We start from the raw sequence: 21,871 nt of genomic DNA on the forward strand, positions 1-21,871 counted from the left end.
GCCGCGAGGATGCCCACGATGGGCATCAGGAAGAAGGTGCCGACGCGGTAGATATCCTCGTCGCGCCACTGGATGGCGGCCAGCAGCCCGGCCAGGCAGAGCCCGGCCGCCCACAGGCCGGGGTGGACCGTGGTGAAACGCTGCATCCAGTCAGGCCGCAGCGTCAGCGCGCAGCCGCAAAGGAACACGGGCAGGTACGCAGCCGTGCGCGCCAGAACCAGCATGCCGCTGAAGGCGGAGTTGAGATCCAGCAGCGTCAACAGAACAACGGCACTCAACGAGGCGAAGCCGGACAGCAGCAGCAGGGCGAATGGTGCCCAGCGATGGCGATCAAGGAAATCGGCGCCGGCCATCGCGCCACGCTGCAGCCAGCCGACGCCGCGCGCCGTCCAGATCAAGGCAAGAAGTGAGCTGTAGATCAGCAGGTCAATGAGAAACCAGAGGTGCGACACCCAGGGTTCGCCGGGTGTGCGCAGCATGGCAATCCAGCTTTCCATCACCGTCCCGGCGTCTGCCTGCCAGATCGCCGTGCTGAGCATCGTCAGCGGATTGATCAGCAATGCGGCCGCAACCAGGGGCACGCCGAGCCGGACCAGGCGGCTTCGCCACCAAGGGCCTGCATCGCGCCGGCACAGCATCAGCGCGAAGAAGCCGGCGATGAGAAAGAAGACCGGCATGCGGAAGGTGTGGGTGAACTGTGCTGCCCAGCTCAGAAGCTCCGACCGTTCATCACTCTGAACAATCCAGCCTTCCTGCGTCGAGTAGGCGCGGGCGACATGGTACGGAATGCCCAGAAACATCAGCAGGCCGCGAAGATAATCAAGGTAATGCAGGCGCTCGGGCCTGGCGGGCCGGTGCTCCGCACCGACGCCATCCTGCTCCTTCAGCGAGGCTGAAGGCGTGTCCATCCCGTTCATGTCCAAAGATCCCCATCAGACAGCTTGCTTCCTGCGCCGGTTCCGTGCGGAAGCGTGTTCACGTGCGAGGCACCTTTATAACCCCGCCGGCATGACCTCGCCGGCTCAGCCGATTCCGCGTGCGGTCATCAGGGCGGAGTGCTCGAGGCGACGTCCGGCTCCAAGTTCATCATCGGCTGCACCGATCCTGCCGGGGGGCAACGGGGCGAAATGTCAGCGCGCTTCAAGAAGGCCGGCATGGATGCGATCCAGGTTCAGGCCAGATGGCCGTTCTGATAGATGGCGCGGCAGCCCGCCGAAACGCGGGCGGGAAAATGCCCACATCCCGTCTTCTTCATTGCAGCGAGGATCAACAATCCAGATCAGCGGCCGCGACGTGGTGCGCATCGCTTCCATGCGACATCCCTTTCCGATGGGAGCAATCTTAGCGGGGCGTGACTGTCTTGCGGTTCGGGGGCCCAAATTCGGCTCGACTTGTATCAAGAATTGGTCAGATCCTCTCACGGATCGACCATCACAGTTCCGTCAGCAATTTCTTGAAGTAGAAGTGACGCGAATGCTCGGCGGGATAGCCAGGCAGGCTGCCGAAGCAATGATAGCCTTGCTTTTCGTAGAAGCCCGGCGCCTGGAAGCTGAAGGTGTCGAGCCAGACGTGGTGGCAGCCCCGTTCCCGGGCTTCCGCTTCCGCCCGGCGCAGCACTTCGGCGCCGAGCCCGGCCCCGCGGCACGCTTGCGGCAGAAACAGGAATTGCACGAACAGCCAGCCCTTGTCGGTGCGGCCGAGCAGCCCGCCCTGAACCGCATCGGTTTCGGGGTCGCGCAGCAGAACCGCCAAAGGCCGCGCGGCGAAGGGCTCGCCCAGCGCCGCGCCACTCTCCGCCACCAGGCCCGCCACCAGCACCTCCTGCGCACCGGGTGGCGGCGTATCAGTCAGCTCGAGGCGCGGCGCATTCATCAGGCGAACTCGAACATGCCTTCGACCTCAACCGCCGCATCCATCGGCAGGGACGGGACGCCGATGGTGGAGCGCGCATGCCGTCCGGCATCGCCGAACACCGCCACGGCCAGGTCGGACGCGCCGTTCATCACCGCGGCATGGGCGGTGAATTCCGGCGTGCAGGCGATGAAGCCGCCCAGCCGCACCACGCGCTTCACCCGGTCCAGGTCGCCCAGCGCCGCCTGCAGCTGGGCCAGCACGTTGACCAGGCAGAGCTGCGCCGCCTGCTGGCCGATGTCCTGGCTGACCGTGCCGCCCAGCTTGCCGGTGTAGGCCACCACCCCCTCCCGCATCGGCACCTGTCCGGACACCACCACCAGGGCGCCGCTCACCACGAAGGGCACATAGTTGGCCACCGGGGCGGCGGGGGTCGGCAGGATGATGCCCAGTTCGGCGAGGCGGGCCTCGATGCGTCCGGCCATGAGAAAACTCCTGGAAGCGGTCAGCCGACCAGCCGGAAGAACCGGCGGCGGGCGGCGGGGGAAGGACGCTGCGGCAGGGGCAGCGGCAGCATGGGCCCGCGATCACCGGGGGCCGTGGCGGAATCGGCGGCGCAATCCTCCAGCCGCGGGTCCGGCCACAGGGCGCGCGACTCGGCGGCGCCCAGGTAAGCCAGGGCCAGCCGGCGGAACGCCCAGTCCAGCACGGAGGTGGCGCACAGGATCTCACCGTCGCCCTCCACCGGGCCGGCCCCGAGGCCGGCCACGCTGCCGCGGGCATAGGCAAAGGCGGACACGTAGTCGGACAACGGCACACCGCGCGCCAGGCCGATATTCACCGCCTGCAGCATCGCCTCGGCGCCGCCGCGCTGGCCCGCCACCGACAGGGCGATGGCGCCGAGCGCCCCTTCGGGCGTTTCGCTGGCCTGCAGGGTGACGCGCTGGCCGCCCACCACCACGCGCCACAGCTGGGTGCGGGCGGGCGCCGGGCGCGGCGGCGGCAGCGGCCGGGCCGGCTGCGGCCGGGCCAGCGGCGCGGGGCTCGCCGCATGCAGGTAAGGCGCAACCGCCGCTTCCATGGCAGCGCGGGCAGCGGTGGACACCGGCGCCAGCAGGCGGGCTGCCTGTGCGCCGGCCCGCTCCGCCGCACGAGTCGGCCGTTCGGCCACCCGCCCCTCGGCATCATGCGCGAAGCGGGTGGCGCCCTGGGCCGGGGCGAGGCCACCAGTCTCCGCCCCCAGCAGCGCTTCGGCGGCATCCGGCAGGGTCAGGGCGAAGCCGCCCTGGTGGCGCAGCCCGTGGCTGGCACCGGCAAGGTCCAGCGCGCGGCGGGCGGCCAGGGCCATTCCGGGCACCGCGCAATGCGCCGGCGGGGCCGGCCACAGCAGGGCGGCGGGTTCCCGCGCGCCGAGCCGGTCGGCAATCCGGGCGCTGGCGCATTCGGCGGCGCCCCGGCTCAGGGCACTGATGCAGGTGGCGACCGCGCGGGCATCCGCCGAGTCGTATGCCAGCCCCAGCGCGGCGAGCAGCCCGGCCAGATCGGCAAAGCCGACCCGCAGCCGCGGCGTCTTGCCACCCGAAAGGATGTCGGCGGCTTCCACGGCGGTGCCGACGGCGCGCGCATAGGCGGCCGAGTCGAAGCCGCCGGCTTCATCGAGGAAGCCGGGCAGGTTCAGCACGAAGCGCGGCTCGGCGCGGGCTTCGCCCCGCCAGGTGGCGGCGCCCGGTGCGCCGCGGCGCTGTGCCACCAGGCCGTGCAGCGCCGCTTCCAGGGTCGGGGCGCGGGCGGGGTCGAGTTGCCCGGCCTGCAGTCCCTTCTCCAGCAGCCGGCCGATCCAGCCGGCGGCCAGCGTCGGCAGGGCGACCGGCCCGGCGCCGGGCGCCAGGGCCGCCAGGGCCGCGGCGGCCTCATCGTCCCAGGTGGCGGGAAGCGCCACCGGGCGCGGAGCGGAATCCGGGTCCGCCGCCGCGCGGGTGCGACGCAAAGCGATGCCGTCCCAGATCGGGTGCTGCCGGGTGGTGCGTGCCATTCCGGAAAGCTACCGCTTGCCCGCGGCCGACGAAAGCCACATCCGGTGGCAATCCGGTGACCGGCACCGCATTATAAGTCCCAAATCAGGCGTCCCTTTCCCCCGGCGGCCGCATGTGCGAAGGAAGCCGCACAGCGCCCGCTCCCCGGGAAGGGGATGCCTGCTCAAGGGCTCTCCCACGGCTTCCCCCAGGGGCGCCGGTGGAGCGGCCTCCCCGCAGCCTGTTTGGAAACTGACCGTCCATGTCCTTTCTGCAGCGGCTGACCACTGGCTTCGGAGCCAGCAAGATCGGCACCGACCGTTTCGGCAACACCTATTACGAGAGCCGCAAATCCTGGCTGGGCTACGGCCGCAAGCGCCGCTTCGTGGTGTATGCCGGCGAGCCCGAGCCCACCACCGTTCCGCCGGAATGGCATTGCTGGCTGCACCACGTGACCGACGCGCCCTTGCCGGAGAAGAAGCTGTATCCCTGGCAGGAGGAGCACCGGCAGAACCGCACCGGCACCGCGCTGGCCTACCGCCCGCCCGCCCATGAGGGCGGCGGCGAGCGCCGGCCGCCCACTTCGGGCGATTACGAAGCCTGGACGCCGGGCAGCTGATGGCGGCCTCGGCAGCACGCGGCCGCAACTGGGCGGAAATCGCCACCGGGGCGGTGATCCTGGTGGTGGCAGCCCTGTTCCTGGCCTATGCCATCAGCCAGTCGGGGCGCAGCCTCGGCGGCGGCGGCGGCATCAGCCTCACCGCGCGCTTCGACCGTATCGATGGCCTGGCGCCCGGCGCCGATGTGCGCATCGGCGGCGTCAAGGTCGGCAGCGTGGTGGAACAGCATATCGACCCGCGCAGCTACCTGGCGGTGCTGCGCTTGACCGTGCAGCCCGACATCGCGATCCCCGAGGACAGCTCGGCCGAGATCACCTCGGAAAGCCTGCTGGGCGGCAAATACGTCAACCTGGTGCCGGGCGGTTCGGACAGCATGCTGAAGGATGGGGCGGAAATCACCATCACCCAGTCCGCCGTCAGCCTGGAGGCGCTGCTGGGCCGGTTCATCTTCTCGGTCACCGAGCTGAACTCGCAGAACGGCCAGCAGCAGAATGGCGGCGAGGCGGCACCGGCACAGCCCGCGCCCGGCGCCACGCCCGCCCCGGCCCGGCCATGAGCCTGCGGCCGCCGGCTTCCTGGCCGGGTTCCGACGGGCGCCCGGTCGCCTGCCGGGAGAAGCTGAAGGTGCTGGCCGAGAACCATGCCGAAGCGGCCCAGGTGCTGACCGATCTGCTGGAGGACGCCGTACTGATAGGCGTGGACGAGGCTGCCATGCGGCGCATCCTGACGGCCATGGTGGCCGAGCTTCCCAGCCCGCGCCGGCTCGCCTCCTGATGCGCCGCGCCACGCTGCCGGTGGCCGCCCTGCTGGGGCTGGCCGCCTTCGCGTCCGCTGCCGCCTCGGCCCAGCAGGACCCCGGCTGGGTGCCGAAGCGCACCGCCTCGCTGCAGGCGCTGGACAAGGTGACGGCCCGCGTCACCGTGCTGGAAGCGCCGGTGAACCAGACCACAAGCTTCGGCACACTGCGCATCACGTTGCGCGCCTGCAACGCCCGGCCGCCGGAGGAGGTGGCCGATGCCGCCGCCTGGCTGCAGGTCAGGGACGTGCGCAACAAGGCCGAGGGCGAGCCCGTGTTCAGCGGCTGGATGTTCGCCAACGCCCCCGGCATCGCCATGCTGGAGCATCCCGTCTACGACCTGCGCGTGCTGGATTGCCATTGAGGCCGAGGCCGAGCCACACAAAGGCGTGAACTTCGTCTCGTCTTTCGCTGGCCCGTTATTGGCTTGAGGATAACCGCAGGCGATGCGCGGGGCGGGATGCTCCCGCCCCGCGAGCCGCCGCTGGATCTGGAGTGACCATGGAGCCGACCACCTCGCCCAACGGCTCGCCCGCGCCCCCGACCCTGCCGGGCCGGGACGCCGCCCTGTTCCTGGACCTGGACGGGACGCTGATCGAGATCGCCCCGCGCCCCGATGCCGTTGTAGTGCCGCCGCATCTGCCGGTGCTGCTGACCCGGCTGGCCGCCGGGCTGGGCGGCGCCGTGGCCATCGTCACCGGGCGCGGGCTGGACGTCGCGAAGGCCCTGGCGCGCGGGGATCACCAACAGGCCCCGCCGATCGCCTTCGCGGCCGAGCATGGCAGCATCATCGACGGCGCCGGCGTGCCGGGCGCGGCGATCCCGCCCATGCCGCTGCCGCCCTCCCCGCCCGCGGCGTGGCGCGAACGGGCGGAAGCTTTCGTGCGGGCGCATCCGGGTCTGCTGCTGGAAGGAAAGCGGCACGGCTTCGTGCTGCATTTCCGCGCCGTGCCGGAGCAGGGCGAGGCCGCCACTGCCTTTCTCCAATCCCTGGCGGAAGGCACCGAATTCCAGGTGCTGCCGGCGCATGCCGCCGCCGAGCTGCGGCCGCGCGCCGCGGACAAGGGCACGGCGGTGCAGTGGCTGATGCGCCATCCGCCTTTCGCCGGCCGGGTGCCGGTGTTCATCGGCGACGACGTGACGGATGAACACGGCATCGCCGCCTGCCGCTCCATGGGCGGCACCGGCTACCGCATCCCCCTGGCCTTTACCGGCCCGGCCGCGGTGCATCACTGGCTGCGCCGCCTGGCGGAACGGCTGGAGGCATGACACAGCCGCTGGACCTGGCGCCGGTCGGCAACGGCATCATCGCCGGGCTGTTCGACCGCAACGGCCGCTGCTCCTGGCTGTGCTGGCCGCGCTTCGATGGCGACCCCGTATTCTGTTCGCTGCTGGGCGGCGAGGAGCCGCAGGACGGCTTCATGGAATGCGAGATGATCGGCCTCAGGCGCACGCATCAGGCCTATCGCCGCAACACCGCCGTGCTGGAGACGGAGCTGGAGGACGGCAAGGGCAACCGCCTGCGCATCACCGACTTCGCCCCGCGTTTCCGCCGCTACGGTCGCAATTTCCGTCCGCCCATGCTGGTGCGGCGCATCGAGCCGCTGTCCGGCACCCCGCTGATCCGCCTGCGCATCCGCCCGAAAGCGCATTGGGGTCGCGACAAGCCGGTGCGCCGCTCCGGTTCCAACCACCTGCGCTACTTCTCCGACGAGGCGGCGCTGCGCGTCACCACTGACGCACCGCTGGCCTGCCTGGCGGAGGAAGCGCCCTTTCTGCTCGACCAGCCGGTGACGCTGCTGCTCGGCCCGGACGAGACGGTGACGGAGGCCGCCGACACGCTCGGCCTCGACTTCCTGCGGGAAACCGAGACCTACTGGCTGGACTGGACGCGCGGCCTGCACCTGCCCTTCGAGTGGCAGGAAGCGGTGATCCGCGCCGCCATCACCCTGAAGCTGTGCATCTTCGAGGAAACCGGCGCCGTGGTGGCGGCGCTGACCACCTCAATCCCCGAGGCGCCCGGCACCGAGCGCAACTGGGATTACCGCTATTGCTGGCTGCGCGACGCGTTGTTCACCGTGCAGGCGCTGAACCGCCTGGGCGCGACCCGCACCATGGAGGACTATATCCGCTACGTCACCAACGTGGTGGCGATCTCGCCGGACGGGGAGCTGAAGCCCTGCTATCCGCTGGTGCCGTCCCTGCCGATGCCGGAGCGGATCGAGGAGCACCTGCCGGGCTTCCTCGGCATGGGGCCGGTGCGGGTCGGCAACCAGGCGGCGGAACAGGTGCAGAACGACGTCTATGGTTCGGTGATCATGGCGGCGGCGCAGATGTTTTTCGACAAGCGCCTGCCCCGCCCGGCCGGCGAGCCGCTGTTCCGCCTGCTGGAGCAGCTGGGCGAGCAGGCCGAGGCGCGGGCACTGACCCCGGATGCCGGCATCTGGGAATACCGGGAACGGGCGCGCATCCACACCTTCTCGGCCGCCATGTGCTGGGCCGGCATGGCCCGACTGGCCGGCATCGCCCGGCATCTCGGCCTGCCCGAGCGGGCCGAGCGCTGGGCCAAGTCGGCGCGCGAGCTGCACGCGACCATCTGCGAGCGCGCCTTCCGTCCGCATCTGGGGGCCTTCGTCGAAAGCTTCGAAAGCGACGGCATGGATGCGGCGCTGCTGCTGTTGCCCGAGATCGGCTTTCTGCCGGCCACGGACCCGCGCTTCCTGGGCACGCTGGACCTGATCGGGCGCCGCCTGATGCACAATGGTTTCCTGCATCGCTATGATATGCCCGATGATTTTGGAAAACCCGAAACCGCCTTCCTGGTTTGTTCGTTCTGGTATGTGGATGCGCTCGCCGCCGCTGGCCGGACAGAGGAGGCACGCGCCATGTTCGGGAGCATAATATCATGCCGGAATCACCTGGGATTACTCGCGGAAGACTTGGATCCGACCCGGAACCGGCTGTGGGGGAACTTCCCTCAGACTTACTCCCATGTTGGTCTGATTCTGTCGGCGATGCGTTTGAGCCGTTCCTGGGAGCACGGTCTGTGGGGCGGGTAGTGGTTGTCTCGAACCGGGTGGCGGTGCCGCGCCGGGGTGAACCGGCGGCCGGCGGGCTGGCCGTCGCGCTGAAGGACGTGCTGAAGGCCGGTGGCGGGCTGTGGTTCGGCTGGAGCGGCGAAACCCGCAGGGAATCCTCGCCGGCCGTGAAGCAGGTGCGCTCGGGCGGCATCGACTACGCGACGATCGACCTGAGCGAGCAGGACCACAAGGGCTTCTACGCCGGCTATTCCAACGCCACCCTGTGGCCGCTGTTCCATTTCCGCCTCGGGCTGATGGAATTCGACCGCAAGGACGCCGCGGCCTACCGCAAGGTGAACCGTGAATTCGCGCAGGCCCTGCTGCCGCTGCTCGGTCCGCAGGACACGGTGTGGATCCACGACTACCAGTTGATCCCCATGGCCGCCGAATTGCGGGCGCTGGGCGCCAAGCAGCGCATCGGCTTCTTTCTCCACATTCCCTTTCCGCCCTTCGCCGTGCTGTCGGCCCTGCCGGATGCCGAGCAGCTGCTGCGCGACCTGCTGGCCTATGACCTGGTTGGCGTGCAGACCAAGCGCGACCTGGGCGGCCTGCTGAACTGCTTCGCCGAGGGCTTGGGATTGTTTCCGGATGCGACGGGCGGGGTGCGCGGAGAGGTGGCCGGACGGCAGCGCCGCACCCAGCTTTCCGCCCATCCCATCGGCATCGACACCCGCGGCTTCGCCACCATCGCCCGCAAGGCCTCCTATGCGCCTGAGGCGCAGCGGCTGATCTCCAGCATGGGCGACCGCGCCCTGATCGTGGGCGCCGAGCGGCTGGACTACACCAAGGGCCTGCCGCAGCGCATGCGCGGCTTCGGCGCCCTGCTGGCCAATTTCCCCGAGCACCTGAACAAGGTCACCTACCTCCAGGTCGCCGCGCGCAGCCGCAACGAGGTCGCGTCCTACCGCGACCTGAAGCGGGAGCTGGATGCGCTGGCCGGACGGATCAATGGCGACTATGCCGAATTCGACTGGACGCCGGTGCGCTACGTGGCGCGGGCGGTGGCGCGCGACACCCTGGCCGGCTTCTACCGCGCCGCCCGGGTCGGGCTGGTGACGCCGCTGCGCGACGGCATGAACCTGGTGGCCAAGGAGTACGTGGCGGCGCAGGACCCGGAAGATCCCGGCGTGCTGATCCTGTCGCAGTTCGCCGGCGCGGCGGAAGCCATGGATGGTGCGCTGCTGGTCAACCCGCTGGATGCGCAGGCCATGGCCGAACAGCTGGACCGGGCGCTGAAGATGCCGCTGGCCGAACGCAAGGAACGGTGGGAAGGCATGATGCGGGGCCTGGAAGACCAGACGGCCATGCGCTGGGCGGAAAACTTCCTCACCGAACTGGAGGAAGTGCCGTTGCCCGACCAGGATCTCGCCTGGGCCGCCCCGGCCCGGAACTGATCCGGCCGGCAACGCGCAGGCTCTCGGGCGGGCCGGCGCGTCGAGGCGGCAGGTGGCCTCATTCCATGCCGCGGATCATCGCCTCCAGCCCGTCCGGCTGGCTCAGCCAGCGGGCACGGGTAGCCAGCGCCCGCTCCAGCCGCGCCTTGTATTCAGCGCGGGGAATCTCCGTAGTGCCGAACTGGGCCAGATGGTCGGTGATGAACTGCGTGTCGAGCAGGGTGAAGCCGCCGAGCCGCAGCCGCGCCACCAGATGCACCAGCGCCACCTTGGACACGTCCCGCGCCCGGCTGAACATGCTTTCGCCGAAAAAGGCGGCGCCCAAGGACACGCCGTACAGCCCGCCCATCAACGCGCCATCCTGCCAGACCTCGACGGAGTGGGCGTAGCCCATCTCGTGCAGCTCGGTGAACAGCCGCTCGATCTCGGGGTTGATCCAGCTGTCCTCCCGTCCCGGCGCCGGGGCGGCGCAGCCAGCGATCACACCGGCAAAATCGGCATCGGCCGTGACGGTGAACAGGCCCGACAGCACGGTGCGACGCAGCCGGCGTGGCAGGTGGAACCCGTCCAGCGGCAGCACGCCGCGCATCTCCGGATCCAGCCAGTAGAGCCGGTCGCCGCGACGTGATTCCGCCATGGGGAACAACCCGGCCCGGTAGGCCCGAAGCAGCAGATCAGGGGTAATCATCACCGGGCGGCGCGACATCGCTTTCCATCTTGGCGTCAGGGCCGGCGCAGCGCCAGCCTTGCCTTGGGACTACCCCGGGGAAACAACCCCCGGGGAAAACAACCGGGCCAGGATGCGGTTGGCGAGTGCGCGGTAATCGTCGTCGAAGTGATGTCCGCCGGCAGTGCGGATGATCTGCGCCGCACTGCCCTCGAAGGCCTTGCAGGCCGTTTCGTCCTCCTCCTCCGCGCCGAAGGTGCATTGCACCAGCTCCGGCGGCAGGCCCGGGATCTCCGGCGCCGTCGGCAGGGCGGAGGGTCGGGAGAGGCCGATGAAATCGCCCACCTTGATCTCGAAGGCGGCGTCCTTCGCGAAGGCCAGCAACGCGATCAGCCGGGCCCGCGCCTTGTTCTCCGCCGACATGCGGTTCCAGGCGAAGGGCAGCACGTCGGCCCCGAAGGAATAGCCGATCAGCGCCACCCGGGGGGTCTGCCACTTGCTGGCGTAGAGCGGAATGATCCGGTCCAGTTCGGCGGCCACCTGCTCGGGCGAGCGGCGGGTCCAGAACCAGTTCAGGCAATCGAAGCCCAGCACCGGCACCCCGCCATCGCGCAGGAAGCGGCCGATCTGCCGGTCCAGATCCCGCCAGCCGCCATCGCCGGACAGAATGATGGCGAAGTTGTCGCCGCGCGTCTCGCGCGCCGGCATTTCCACCAGCCAGCGGGAGGTGTCGCGTTGCGCCAGGGCCGGCCGCGCCAGCAGCGGCAGCCCGGCCGCGGCGCCCAGCAGGAATCGGCGTCTCACTTGCCGATCACTCCGCGCAGCCCGCCCGACTGCAGGGCGGCAACATCGGCCAGCACCACCCAGGGGTCGAGCCCGCCTTCCGTGCACAGGTAGCGAGGTTCCCACACCGGATCGAACTTTTCCTTGAAGGCCCGCAGACCCCGGAAATTGTAAAAGCGCTCGCCGCGGCGGAACACCAGCCCGCCCAGCCGGTGCCACACCGGGGCCAGGCGGTGCGCCGCCAATCCGGAAAGTGGCGCCATGCCGAGGTCGAAAAAGGTGTAGCCCTGTTCCTTGGCGCGCAGGATCAGCCTCAGGAACAGGAAGTCCATGGTGCCCGGCGGCACTTCGGCACGGTGCCGCATCAGGTCGATGGACATTTCCTCGCGGCCACCCGGCGTTTCCAGCAGGGTCGCGAAGGCGATCACCCGGTTATCCGGCCCGCGCACCACGGCCACCGGCTGCGACGCGACGTAGCCCGGCTCGAAGGCGCCCAGGGAGAACGCCTTCTCGCGGGCCTTGTGCTGCTCCAGCCAGGCGGAGGACACCTCGGCCAGTTCCGGCAACAGCGGCACCACCTCCTCCGGCGGATGCACGGCGAAGCTCAGCCCTTCCCGCTCGGCGCGGTTCAGCGCCGAGCGCAGTGGCTGGCGCGCCTTGCCCTTCAGATCGAAGCTGCCGAGCCTGACCCGCGCCGCCTCGCCCAGCTTCAGCGGCCGCATCCCGGCGTCGATGTAGAGGGGCAGGTTTTCCGGCCGCACCTGGTAGAAGGCGGCACGGCCACCCTGGGCATCCGCCATCTCCACCAGGCGCCAGACCAGATCGACGCGGGTCGGCTTCGGGCCAATCGGGTCAAACAGCGCCACCCAGGAGCGGCCGCGGCGGCCATACATGATGAAGCCGTCGCCGGCATCGTTGAACAGCAGGGCCTTGTCGCCCATGCGCACCAGGTTGGCGTCCGCCCGTTCCTGCGCCGCGATCACGGCCAGGGCCTTGTCCAGCTCCTCCGGCGTCGGAGGATGGACGCGGGTTCGGGCAGGCCGCAGCAGGCTCCAGAGCCCGGCGGCGAACAAGGCCAGCACGGCGCCCAACGTGGCACGCATGCCGCGCGGCGCGGACGCGTCGAGTTCGAACTGCCACCAGAGCTGCTGCGAATATTCGACGTCGCGGTGGGCGAAGAACAGCAGCCAGGCGGCGGCGGCGACCACGCCGGCGACGGCCAGCCACCAGCCGGGCGTCATGCTCGGCGTCAGCATGCGGGCCCGGCGATCGAAGCGGCTGTGCGACACCAGCAGCGCCGCCCCCAGCAGCAGCAGCAGCGGCAGTTCCAGCGTGCCGCCGCCGCGCGCCACGGACAGCGCCAGGCCGATGCCGGTCAGCACCAGGGCCAGCCACCAGGCACCATCCAGCCGATGCGCCAGCCCATGCGCCACGAAGATCAGCGCCAATCCGCCGACGCTGGCCAGCAGGTGCGACAATTCAAACAACGGGGTCGGCAGGGCCGGCGCCAGCAGGCCAGGCACGTCGCCGGTGATCGGCGGCGTCACGCCGCCCAGCAGCAGGGCCGCGCCGGCCGCGAAGGAGGCGGCGCCCAGGAAGCGCGGCATCAGCCGGGTCGCGGCGCGCACCGCCCGGGTGCCACCCCGCAGCCAATGCGCCCGGCGGCTGACCTCAAACCCGGCCAGCAGCAGGATGGCGACGCCAAGCGGCAGGGCGAAGTAGATGGCGCGGTACATCACCAGCGCCGCCGCCACCTCGTCCAGCGGCACGGCAGAATGGCGGAAGGCCAGCAGCACCACCGCCTCAAACACGCCGATGCCGCCCGGCAGGTGGCTGGCGGCGCCGATGGCGATAGCCACCGCATACAAGGCCATGAAGGACGGCAGGTCCACCGCGCCGGGCGGCAGCAGCACCCACAGCACGGTCGCTGCGGCGCCGATATCGACCACCGACACCAGGCCTTGCCACAGGATCAGCCGCGCCGGCGGCACGCGCAGCGCGAAGCGGCCGAGATGGATGCCCCGCCGCAGTCGGCCCAGCACCGCCAGCCCGGCCAGGGTTCCGAGTAGCCCCAGCGCCAGCAGGCGCAGCAGCGGCGCCGGCAGGCTGAACCAGACGGCCATCGACCCGGCGGCGTAGATCAGGCCCAGCGCCGCCACCGCGTACAGGCCGATCACGAAGGAGGCGGTGACGAACACCAGCACCCGGGTGATACGGGCCGGCTCCAGCCCGGCCGCCGAATAGATGCGCCAGCGCACGGCGCTGCCGGTGAAGGCGCCGACGCCCACCGAATTGCTCAGGGCGAAGCCGCAGAAGGCCGCTAGCATGCCGATGCGGGCCGGCACCGCGCCGCGGGCGATGTGGCGCAGCGCCGACAGGTCGTAGCCGGTCATGGCCAGGAAGCTGATCGCGGTGGCCAGGATGGCGGCGACGATCACCCTGGCCGGGCGTTCGGAGAAGGCCGCGGTGACCGCGGCGTAGCTCAATTCCCGCGACAGGGCCTGCAGGGCCGTGGCCGCCAGCACCGCCATGACCAACCCGACGCCGATAAACAGCCAGGGGCGCAGCGCCAGGAGGCGGCGCGTCCGCACCCCCGCGTCGGCGGTCGAGGGCTCCTCTGGCAGGATCACGGAAGGCGGGCTTTCGGCGCTCAGGCCACTCATCAGATCTTCCCGGAAATACCGGCCACAGGAGCAATGTCCCGGCAGCCGCCAGGCTAGGCAGCCTGCCGAACGGGCGTAGCCGGATAATGAGCGGGATGTGGCGCAGTTGCCTGCCGGTGCCGGCGCCACCGCGCCGGCCCCGGCGTCAATCCTGCAGGCCGACGAAGCGTTCCAGCCAGTGGATGGTGTAGTCGCCGGACTGGAAGCCGGGATCGGCCATGATGCGCTGGTGCAGCGGCAGGGTGGTGCGGATGCCGTCCACCACCATCTCCTCCAGCGCGCGCCGCATGCGGGCGATGGCCTCGGCGCGCGTCTTGCCGTGCACCACCAGCTTGGCCACGAGGCTGTCGTAATGCGGCGGCACGGCGTATCCGGCATACAGCGCGCTATCCACCCGCACGCCCAGGCCGCCCGGCGCATGATAGGTGGTCACGCGGCCCGGCGAGGGCGCGAAGGTGACCGGGTCCTCGGCGGTAACGCGGCATTCAATGGCGTGGCCGTTGAAGGCGATGTCGGACTGCTCGTAACCCAGCGTCTCGCCGGCGGCGACGCGCAGCTGCTCCTTCACCAGGTCGATGCCGCAGACCATCTCGGTCACCGGATGCTCGACCTGCAGGCGGGTGTTCATCTCGATAAAGGCGAACTGGCCATCCTGCCACAGGAACTCCAGCGTGCCGGCGTTGCGGTAGCCGAGCTTCCGCAGGCCAGCCGTCACCTGCGCGCCGAGCGCGTCGCGCTCGGCGGCGGTCAGCGCGGGGGAACCCGCCTCCTCCACCAGCTTCTGGTGGCGGCGCTGCAGCGAGCAGTCGCGCTCGCCGAAATGCACCACGTTGCCATGCATGTCGGCCATGACCTGCAGCTCGATATGCCGCGGCCGGTCGAGATATTTCTCCATGTAGACGGCGTCGTTGCCGAAGGCGGCCTTGGCCTCGGTGCGGGCGACGCGCCAGGCTTCCTCCAGCTCCTCCGCCGAATGGGCCACCTTCATGCCGCGCCCGCCACCGCCGGCTGCGGCCTTGATCAGCACCGGATAGCGGATGCGCTCGGCGACCTCGCGCGCTTCCTCCAGGCTGGCCAGCTCGCCCGCGCTGCCGGGCACCAGCGGCACGTTCAGCGAGGCCATGGCCTGCTTGGCGGCGATCTTGTCGCCCATCATGCGGATGTGCTCGGCGGTCGGGCCGATAAAGGTGAAGCCGTGCGCCTCCACCATCTCGGCGAAGGAGGCATTCTCCGACAGGAAGCCATAGCCGGGGTGGATCGCCTCGGCGCCGGTGATGGAAGCGGCCGACAGGATGGCGGCCACGTTCAGGTAGCTGTCGCGCGCCGCGGGCGGGCCGATGCAGACGCTTTCATCCGCCAGCCGCACATGCATGGCCGTGGCATCAGCGGTGGAATGCACGGCCACGGTGCGGATGCCCATTTCCTGGCAGGCGCGGTGGACGCGCAGCGCGATCTCGCCGCGATTGGCGATCAGCACCTTCTTGAACATCACGGGGTGCCTTTACTCAACCACCATCAGCGGCTCGCCATACTCGACCGGCGTGCCGCTCTCGATCAGGATGCGCGTCACGGTGCCGGCCTTCGGCGCCTTGATCTGGTTGAAGGTCTTCATCGCCTCGATCAGCAGCAGGGTCTGCCCGGCCGCGACCTTGGCGCCCAGCTGCACGAAGGGCGCGGACCCCGGCTCGGGCGACAGGTAGGCGACACCCACCATCGGCGAGGTCACGGCGCCCGGGGTCGAGGCATCCACCTCGGCCGGCGCGGCGACCGGAGCGGCGGCCACCGCGGCCATCGCCGGGGCGGCGGCGACGGGCGCCGCCAGGGCCATCGGCGCGGCCATGGTGATGCTGCGGGTGACGCGGACGCGGCTTTCCCCGTCGGCCAGTTCGATCTCGGTCAGGTCGGTCTCGCGCAGGATCTGCGCCAGCGCCCGGATCGCGTCCGGGCCAAAGGAGATGCCAGTCATGATCGTTCCTGTGGGAACCTCTTGCTCTTGTGCGCTCAGTCCTGCTCGGCCTGGGCGAGGATGCCGGCGATGCCGCGCAGCGCCAGGGCGTAGCCATGCGGCCCCAGGCCGCAGATCACGCCCTGCGCCGCCTTGGAGACGTAGGACAGGTGCCGGAAGGATTCCCGGCGATGGATGTTGCTCAGATGCACCTCGACCACCGGCAGGTCGGATGCGAGCAGGGCATCCATCAAGGCAATCGAGGTGTGCGAGTAGCCGGCGGGATTGATGATGATGCCCGCCGCCACCGAGCGCGCCTCCTGCACCCAGGAGATCAGCTCGCCCTCGACGTTGCTTTGGCGGAAATCGATGGCGAGGTCCAGCGCGTCCGCCGTCTCGGCGCAGAGCGCCTCGATGTCGTCCAGCGTCTCCGACCCGTAGATCTCCGGCTGGCGAGTGCCGAGCAGGTTCAGGTTGGGTCCGTTCAACACGAAGATCAGCGGCGGGTTCACGATGCGGGCTTCCGTCCGATGTCGGTCGCGGCGGTAGCACGACGGGTTTCCGCCCCGCAAGCAGCCTGCGGCGCAGCAGGGCGGCGGCCATGCGCCGCGGAACCGGCCCGGTGGCGGCTAACCTGCTCGGAACGCTGGGCTTCCGTCAGGCCGCCATGGCCTCACAGCTTTCGGCGCAGGTCCGGCAGGCGTCCACGCAGGCCTGCATGTCGCCGACACGCTCGCAGTCATCGGCACATTCGCGGCAGATCTCGGCGCATTCGGCGCAGGTGTGGCGATGGTGCGGCGTGCCCAGCAGCATGAAATGGGCCGATGTGCGGCAGATCTCGGCACAGGCCAGCATCAGGCGGAAATGCTTGGCCTCGACATGCGCGCCGCCGGCCTCCAGGCAATGGCCGGACGCCATGGACAGGCAGGTGCTGTAGCAGGTGAGGCACTTCTCGATGCAGGCCCGCATCTCGTCGGACAGGTGGTGCATGGAATAACTCTCTTTCGGCTGAGGCCTTCCGGGTGAACGGAAACGGCACGCAGCGGTTGCCGGCTCAGCGGGCGCGCACGGCGTGCAGGTACTGGAAGTGGCGGTCATACTGGCCGAGCACGTCCTGGATCAGCTCCTCCCGCGTCAGGCCCATCACGTCGTAATCCTGGCTGCCATCCTCCAGGAACACCTCGGCGCGGTAGTAGTGCTCCCGCTGTTCCGCCTCCTCGGCGCTCTCGAAATAGCTGAAGCTGGGCAGGACGTATTCGCGCAGGCGCAGGCTGTAATGGAATTCCTCCGGGGCGCCCGGCATGGAGATCAGCCGGAGCCGCCCTTCCCTTTGCTGCAGTTCGGCCTCCAGGCCGCGGCCGCGCAGCTCGGCGGCGACGGCTTCCAGCGCCGGCGCGGCCACGCCGTGGAGGAAGCCCAGCACTTCCTCCCGCCGCGGATAGCTCAGGATGCCGTGCAACTGGCGTTCCCAGGAGCGGTTCTGCCGCGGCGGCAGGCTCTGGGCCAGGGCGTTGTGCCGCAGCCCTTCCCGGGCCAGCCCGCGCCAGAGGCCGTAGCAGATCAGCAGCATCATCACGGTGAACGGCAGGGCGCTGACGATGGCCGCCGTTTGCAGCGCCTGCAGGCCGCCCGTGGCCAGCAGCACGGCCGCGATCACCCCGGACGACACCGCCCAGAAGATGCGCTGTGGCATCGGCACATGCTCCTGCCCGCCGGCGGCGATGGTGCTGACCACCAGCGCCGCGCTGTCGGCCGAGGTGATAAAAAAGGTCACGATCAGCAGCATGGCGAGCCAGGAGCTGACCAGCGACAGCGGAAACTGCTCCAGGAACACGAACAGGGACATGGTCACGTCCTGCTGCACGGTGCGGGACACCGCCTCGGTGACGCCGGTCAGGTGCAGGTGGAGCGCGCTGTCGCCGAAAACGGTCATCCAGGCGAAGGTGAAGCCGGCCGGCACCAGCAGCACGCCGAGCACGAATTCCCGGATGGTCCGCCCGCGCGAGATCCGGGCGATGAACATGCCCACGAAGGGCGACCAGGCGATCCACCAGCCCCAGTAGAACAAGGTCCAGTCGCCCAGCCAGTCCTTGGGATCATAGGCGTACATGTTGAAGGTGCGCACCGCGAACTGGTCGATGTAGCCGCCCAGGTTCTGCACAAAGGTCCGCAGCAGAAAGGTGGTCGGCCCGACCACGAACACGAAGGCCATCAGCAGGCTGGCCATGATCAGGTTGGCGTTGGACAGCAGGCGGATGCCCTTGTCGAGACCCGACACCACCGACAACGTCGCCAGGGCGGTGATCACCGCGATCAGGACGACCTGCGTGACGAAGCCGACCGGCACGCCGGCCATGTGCGACAGCCCGGCATTGACCTGCAGCGCACCGAGCCCGAGCGAGGTGGCGACGCCGAACATGGTGCCGATCACCGCGAAAATGTCCACCGCATGCCCGATCGGGCCGTGGATGCGCTCGCCCACCAGCGGGTACAGCGCCGAGCGCAGGGTCAGCGGCAGACCGTGGCGGAAGCTGAAATAGGCCAGGCTGAGGCCGACCACCGCATAGATCGCCCAGGCATGCAGCCCCCAATGGAAGTAGCTCAGCCGCATGGCCGCCCGCGCGGCGGCGATGCTGGCCGGCTCGCCCTCGGGCGGGGCCATGAAATGCGTTACCGGCTCGGCCACGCCGAAAAACACCAGCCCGATGCCCATGCCGGCGCTGAACAGCATGGCGAACCAGGCGCCGTAGCTGAACTGCGGCTCGGAATGGTTGGGTCCGAGGCGCACACGGCCATGGCTGCTGACCGCCAGCCCGACCACGAAGATCAGGAAGCCGGCCACCGCCAGCAGGTAGAACCAGCCCAGCTCCTCGGTGATCCAGGACTGCGCGGCGCTGAAGGTGGCCGAAGCGGTGTCGGGCAGCAGGGCACCGAACAACACGAAGGCGATGATCAGGGCCGCGGCCCAGATCGCAACGACACGGTCCGGCCGGGACGTGGCGGCGGGTCGGCCTGCGGAGCCTGACGAAGCGGGGTCGGCCATGCGTGCCTCCTCGTGACAATCGGTTTCCAGGGGCGGATGTGCCCGGGCAACGTCAGCCCGGCACAGGGGTTGCGGTGCCGCGCCGGCGCCGGGCCGCCGCCACGGCCACATCCTTGGGTTGCATCGCACCACAGGACCGGCCATGCAGCCGCAGCCGCGGAAACCGCCGGCCCCGATCCGGCGGCGTTGATGGAGGCCCCAATGAACGCGTTCAACCGCACCGGCCTGCTGGCTCTGGCGCTGGCCGGCCTGGCCGGCTGCAGTCCCAGCTATTCGCCGGATCATTATTCCAGCCGTGCCGTGCAGCAGGCCAACAAGGTCGAGCCCGGCGTGGTGATCGGCCGGCGGCAGATCGAGATCTCGGCCGATGGCACCACGGGCGCGGTGAGCGGCGCCGCGGCGGGCGGCGTGGCCGGCACGCGGGTCGGCGGCGGCGACATCACCTCGGCCTTCGCCGGCATCGGCGGCGGGCTGATCGGGGGGCTGCTGGGCACCGCGGTGGAAAAGGGCGTCGGCTCCAGCCCCGGCTACGAGTACATCGTGCGCAAGCCGAATGGCGAGCTGATCTCCGTGGTGCAGCGGGACGAGACTCCGCTGGCGATCGGCCAGAAGGTCCTGGTGATCGCCGGAAACCAAGCGCGCATCGTGGCCGATTATACCGTGCCCAACGTGAACCCGCCGGCCCCCGCGCCAGTTCCGGTGCCCGGCACCGACACAGTGATGGTGCCGCACGATCCCTCCGCCGCAGCAGGGGCCGACGCGGCCCTGCCGCCTGCCCCGCCGGTTCCGGCCACGGCGCCGGTCGATGCGACGCCGGCCGTCGCATCGGCCGCGGCAACGGAGCCGGCGGTTCCGGCGGTGCTCCCTGCCCCTGCGGCCGCGGCCCCCTGATCCGCCTCGCGGGCAGCCCCCTTTCCGATCCCGCCGCAGGAGTCCACATTCGCCCCATGGCCGACCGAATCGAAATCACCCTCAATGGAGAGTCGCGGTTCATCCAGCCCGCCGTGACGGTGGCCGAGCTGCTGGCCCATCTGAGCCTCGACACCCGTCGCGTGGCGGTGGAGCGCAACCTGGAAACCGTGCCGCGCGCCGCCTTCGGCGACACCGCGCTGCACCAGGGCGACACGCTGGAGATCGCCCACTTCATCGGTGGCTTCTGATGCGGCGGCGCCGCTGGATGGTGGTCGGGCTGATGCTGCCCTGGATTCTGCCCGCCGCGGCCCAGACCCCGCCGGGCCGGGTGACCTTGTTCCAGGAGCTGGACCAGTCGATGGAAGCGCTGCTGAACGAGGGCTGGACGATCACCGACATCGCCGGCAACCTCGGCGGGGTGTCCTACCTGCTGCAGAAGAACAACAAGTGGGTCACCTGCCAGGTGATCACCCGCCGGGAAGACAGCCGCAGCCGCTGCATGGCGCTGAACTGAGCCACGCCGCTCAATGGGCGTCGCCTACGCCGCGCGGGCGGCGCAGCATCAGCACCAGCGGCAGGCAGCCCAGAAACAGCAGCGCCATCACCACCAGCACGTCGTTATAGGCCAGCACCAGCGCCTGCTGCGCCACCATGGTCCTGATGCGGCCGAGCGCGGCCATGTCCGCGGCCCCGCCGAGTTGCCGCTCCATGGCGCCGGACAGTGTCGACCAGTACTGGTTCACTTCGGGCCGGGCCCAGTTGAGCTGCTCCGTCAGGTGCAGCCGGTGGCCGAAGGAGCGGTCCTTGACCAGGGTGTTGATGCCGGCAAGCCCCACCGCGCCACCCAGGTTGCGCATCAGGTTGTACAGCCCCGAGGCACCCTTGAGCTGCGCCGGCGCCACCGTGCCGAGCGCGATCTGGTTCAGCGGCGCCATGCACAGCATCATGGCGACGCCACGCAGCCCGAGCGGAAAGGCCATCTGCGGAAAGCCGCTCTGCACCGTCAGCCGCGCGGTTTCCCACGCCGCCCAGAAGAACAGCACCAGTCCGCAGGCCAGCAGGATGCGCGGATCGAAGCGCGCCAGCAGCCGGCCGACAAAGGGTGCGGCGACGAACATGCAGGCGCCGGTGATGAACATCACCTCGCCAATCTGCAGCGAATTGTAGCCCCGCACCCGCCCCAGAAAGAGCGGGATCAGGTAGACCGAGCCGTACAGCCCGATGCCGAGGATGAAGGCGAACAGGCAGCCGATGGCGAAGTTGCGGTCGCGGAAGGCGCGGAGATCGACGATCGGCTCCGGCCGCGTCAGCGCCCGCCAGAAGAAGGCGATGCCGGCGACGACGCACAGGAGGCTGAGATCGCGCACCGCCTCGTCCTGCAGCCAGTCCCAGCGCGGTCCTTCCTCCATCACGTATTCCAGGCTGCCCAGGAAGCAGGCCATGGCCAGCAGGCCCCACCAGTCGAAGCGGCGCAGCAGCCCGTGATCCGGCCTGTCGATGTCCACCGTGTTCCAGACCACGAGGGCGATCACCGCGCCCACCGGCACGTTGATCAGGAACAGCCAGTGCCATGAAAAGCTCTGCGTCAGCCAGCCGCCCAGCGTCGGGCCGATGGTGGGCGCCAGCGTCGCGGTCAGGCCGATGATCACCGTGGCCGTGGCGCGCTTCTCGCGCGGGAACAGCATGAAGGAGGCGGCGAACACCGTCGGGATCATCGCGCCGCCGATGAAGCCCTGCGCCGCGCGGAAGGCGATCATGGCGCCGAGATTGGAGGCCATGGCGCAGAACAGCGAGAACACGGTGAAGCCGGCGGCCGAGGCGGTGAACAGCACCCGGGTCGACAACAGCCGCGACAGGAAGCCCGACAGCGGGATCATGACGATCTCGGCGATCAGGTAGGAGGTCTGCACCCAGCTCGCCTCGTCCGGGCTGGCGGCCAGGCCGGCCTGGATCTCCGAGATAGAGGCGGAGACGATCTGGATGTCCAGGATCGCCATGAACATGCCGAACACCATGGCCATGAAGCCGATGCGCGACTTTAGGGTCAGGGCCGGCGCGGCGGGCGCGCCCGCCTCGGCCGCCGTGGTGGCGCTCATGCCAGGGTC

Annotated in this window: 24 protein-coding genes; 10 read left to right on the forward strand and 14 right to left on the reverse strand. The window is 69.9% G+C overall.

Annotation, left to right across the window (positions count from 1 at the left end; translation table 11 throughout):
- From D2K64_RS17440 to D2K64_RS17455, 5 genes are all read right to left on the reverse strand, one after another.
- The coding region (locus tag D2K64_RS17440; RefSeq protein WP_120009671.1) for an acyltransferase family protein at positions 1 to 917 on the reverse strand (917 nt) is incomplete at its 3' end.
- A 213-nt stretch (positions 918 to 1,130) separates the two neighbouring features.
- Entirely contained in the window at positions 1,131 to 1,313 is a 183-nt protein-coding gene (locus D2K64_RS24495; RefSeq protein WP_157985905.1) for a hypothetical protein, read from the reverse strand.
- A 118-nt stretch (positions 1,314 to 1,431) separates the two neighbouring features.
- Complete coding sequence (locus D2K64_RS17445) at positions 1,432 to 1,872, reverse strand: GNAT family N-acetyltransferase (RefSeq protein WP_120009672.1); 441 nt, start codon at positions 1,870 to 1,872, stop codon at positions 1,432 to 1,434.
- Positions 1,872 to 2,336, reverse strand: a complete 465-nt coding sequence (locus D2K64_RS17450) for a RidA family protein (RefSeq protein ID WP_120009673.1) — start codon at positions 2,334 to 2,336, stop codon at positions 1,872 to 1,874. Before D2K64_RS17450 ends, D2K64_RS17445 begins: the two co-directional genes overlap by 1 nt.
- A 20-nt stretch (positions 2,337 to 2,356) precedes the next feature.
- Entirely contained in the window at positions 2,357 to 3,883 is a 1,527-nt protein-coding gene (locus tag D2K64_RS17455; protein WP_157985906.1) for a hypothetical protein, read from the reverse strand.
- Between the two features lie 242 nt (positions 3,884 to 4,125).
- Between D2K64_RS17455 and D2K64_RS17465 the strand changes: the two genes are divergently transcribed.
- From D2K64_RS17465 to D2K64_RS17495, 7 genes are all read left to right on the forward strand, one after another.
- Positions 4,126 to 4,482, forward strand: a complete 357-nt coding sequence (locus D2K64_RS17465; RefSeq protein WP_120009676.1) for an NADH-ubiquinone oxidoreductase subunit NDUFA12 family protein — start codon at positions 4,126 to 4,128, stop codon at positions 4,480 to 4,482.
- Entirely contained in the window at positions 4,482 to 5,039 is a 558-nt protein-coding gene (mlaD, locus tag D2K64_RS17470) for an outer membrane lipid asymmetry maintenance protein MlaD (protein ID WP_120009677.1), read from the forward strand. Before D2K64_RS17465 ends, mlaD begins: the two co-directional genes overlap by 1 nt.
- Positions 5,036 to 5,257, forward strand: a complete 222-nt coding sequence (locus D2K64_RS17475) for a hypothetical protein (protein ID WP_120009678.1) — start codon at positions 5,036 to 5,038, stop codon at positions 5,255 to 5,257. Before mlaD ends, D2K64_RS17475 begins: the two co-directional genes overlap by 4 nt.
- Complete coding sequence (locus tag D2K64_RS17480) at positions 5,257 to 5,643, forward strand: DUF2155 domain-containing protein (protein WP_120009679.1); 387 nt, start codon at positions 5,257 to 5,259, stop codon at positions 5,641 to 5,643. Before D2K64_RS17475 ends, D2K64_RS17480 begins: the two co-directional genes overlap by 1 nt.
- 137 nt (positions 5,644 to 5,780) lie before the next feature.
- Positions 5,781 to 6,548, forward strand: coding sequence for a trehalose-phosphatase (gene otsB, locus D2K64_RS17485; RefSeq protein ID WP_120009680.1), 768 nt, complete (start codon positions 5,781 to 5,783; stop codon positions 6,546 to 6,548).
- Entirely contained in the window at positions 6,545 to 8,338 is a 1,794-nt protein-coding gene (locus D2K64_RS17490) for a glycoside hydrolase family 15 protein (RefSeq protein ID WP_120009681.1), read from the forward strand. The genes otsB and D2K64_RS17490 overlap by 4 nt, the downstream gene beginning before the upstream one ends.
- Positions 8,326 to 9,753: an alpha,alpha-trehalose-phosphate synthase (UDP-forming) gene (locus tag D2K64_RS17495; RefSeq protein ID WP_120009682.1), complete on the forward strand. Its 1,428-nt coding sequence runs from the start codon at positions 8,326 to 8,328 to the stop codon at positions 9,751 to 9,753. Before D2K64_RS17490 ends, D2K64_RS17495 begins: the two co-directional genes overlap by 13 nt.
- A 58-nt stretch (positions 9,754 to 9,811) precedes the next feature.
- Here D2K64_RS17495 and aat read toward each other — a convergent pair whose 3' ends face one another.
- The 8 genes from aat to D2K64_RS17535 all read right to left on the reverse strand — a co-directional run bounded on the left by aat (position 9,812) and on the right by D2K64_RS17535 (position 18,854).
- A complete protein-coding gene (gene aat, locus D2K64_RS17500; RefSeq protein WP_120009683.1) occupies positions 9,812 to 10,459 on the reverse strand; it encodes a leucyl/phenylalanyl-tRNA--protein transferase in 648 nt (215 codons plus the stop codon).
- A gap of 51 nt (positions 10,460 to 10,510) precedes the next feature.
- Positions 10,511 to 11,224 carry an AcvB/VirJ family lysyl-phosphatidylglycerol hydrolase gene (locus tag D2K64_RS17505; protein WP_120009684.1) on the reverse strand — a complete coding sequence of 238 codons (714 nt, stop codon included), beginning with the start codon at positions 11,222 to 11,224 and terminating at the stop codon, positions 10,511 to 10,513.
- The gene (gene mprF, locus D2K64_RS17510; RefSeq protein WP_120009685.1) at positions 11,221 to 13,866 is read right to left on the reverse strand and encodes a bifunctional lysylphosphatidylglycerol flippase/synthetase MprF; all 2,646 of its coding nucleotides are present in this window, start codon (positions 13,864 to 13,866) and stop codon (positions 11,221 to 11,223) included. Before mprF ends, D2K64_RS17505 begins: the two co-directional genes overlap by 4 nt.
- Before the next feature lie 145 nt (positions 13,867 to 14,011).
- A complete protein-coding gene (accC, locus tag D2K64_RS17515; protein ID WP_120009686.1) occupies positions 14,012 to 15,355 on the reverse strand; it encodes an acetyl-CoA carboxylase biotin carboxylase subunit in 1,344 nt (447 codons plus the stop codon).
- A 12-nt stretch (positions 15,356 to 15,367) separates the two neighbouring features.
- Positions 15,368 to 15,832: an acetyl-CoA carboxylase biotin carboxyl carrier protein gene (gene accB / locus D2K64_RS17520; RefSeq protein ID WP_120009687.1), complete on the reverse strand. Its 465-nt coding sequence runs from the start codon at positions 15,830 to 15,832 to the stop codon at positions 15,368 to 15,370.
- Between the two features lie 35 nt (positions 15,833 to 15,867).
- Complete coding sequence (aroQ, locus tag D2K64_RS17525) at positions 15,868 to 16,323, reverse strand: type II 3-dehydroquinate dehydratase (protein WP_120009688.1); 456 nt, start codon at positions 16,321 to 16,323, stop codon at positions 15,868 to 15,870.
- A gap of 145 nt (positions 16,324 to 16,468) precedes the next feature.
- Positions 16,469 to 16,801 (reverse strand): four-helix bundle copper-binding protein, encoded by a 333-nt coding sequence (locus D2K64_RS17530; RefSeq protein ID WP_120009689.1) that lies wholly within the window; start codon positions 16,799 to 16,801, stop codon positions 16,469 to 16,471.
- A gap of 64 nt (positions 16,802 to 16,865) precedes the next feature.
- Positions 16,866 to 18,854, reverse strand: coding sequence for a BCCT family transporter (locus tag D2K64_RS17535; protein ID WP_120009690.1), 1,989 nt, complete (start codon positions 18,852 to 18,854; stop codon positions 16,866 to 16,868).
- 201 nt (positions 18,855 to 19,055) lie between these two features.
- Here D2K64_RS17535 and D2K64_RS17540 point away from each other — a divergent pair, with 201 nt between their 5' ends.
- From D2K64_RS17540 to D2K64_RS17550, 3 genes are read left to right on the forward strand one after another with little or no spacing between them, the layout of a single operon-like run.
- Positions 19,056 to 19,745: a hypothetical protein gene (locus D2K64_RS17540; protein WP_120009691.1), complete on the forward strand. Its 690-nt coding sequence runs from the start codon at positions 19,056 to 19,058 to the stop codon at positions 19,743 to 19,745.
- A 56-nt stretch (positions 19,746 to 19,801) separates the two neighbouring features.
- Positions 19,802 to 20,014 carry a sulfur carrier protein ThiS gene (gene thiS, locus D2K64_RS17545; protein ID WP_120009692.1) on the forward strand — a complete coding sequence of 71 codons (213 nt, stop codon included), beginning with the start codon at positions 19,802 to 19,804 and terminating at the stop codon, positions 20,012 to 20,014.
- Entirely contained in the window at positions 20,014 to 20,280 is a 267-nt protein-coding gene (locus tag D2K64_RS17550) for a hypothetical protein (RefSeq protein WP_120009693.1), read from the forward strand. Before thiS ends, D2K64_RS17550 begins: the two co-directional genes overlap by 1 nt.
- 10 nt (positions 20,281 to 20,290) lie before the next feature.
- On the opposite strand, the gene D2K64_RS17555 is transcribed toward D2K64_RS17550, so the two are convergent.
- On the reverse strand, positions 20,291 to 21,862 hold the full coding sequence (locus tag D2K64_RS17555; protein WP_120009694.1) for a DHA2 family efflux MFS transporter permease subunit: 1,572 nt from the start codon (positions 21,860 to 21,862) through the stop codon (positions 20,291 to 20,293).
- Positions 21,863 to 21,871 lie beyond the last annotated feature (9 nt).

Source organism: Teichococcus vastitatis (genome assembly GCF_003604215.1).
Lineage (GTDB): Bacteria > Pseudomonadota > Alphaproteobacteria > Acetobacterales > Acetobacteraceae > Pseudoroseomonas > Pseudoroseomonas vastitatis.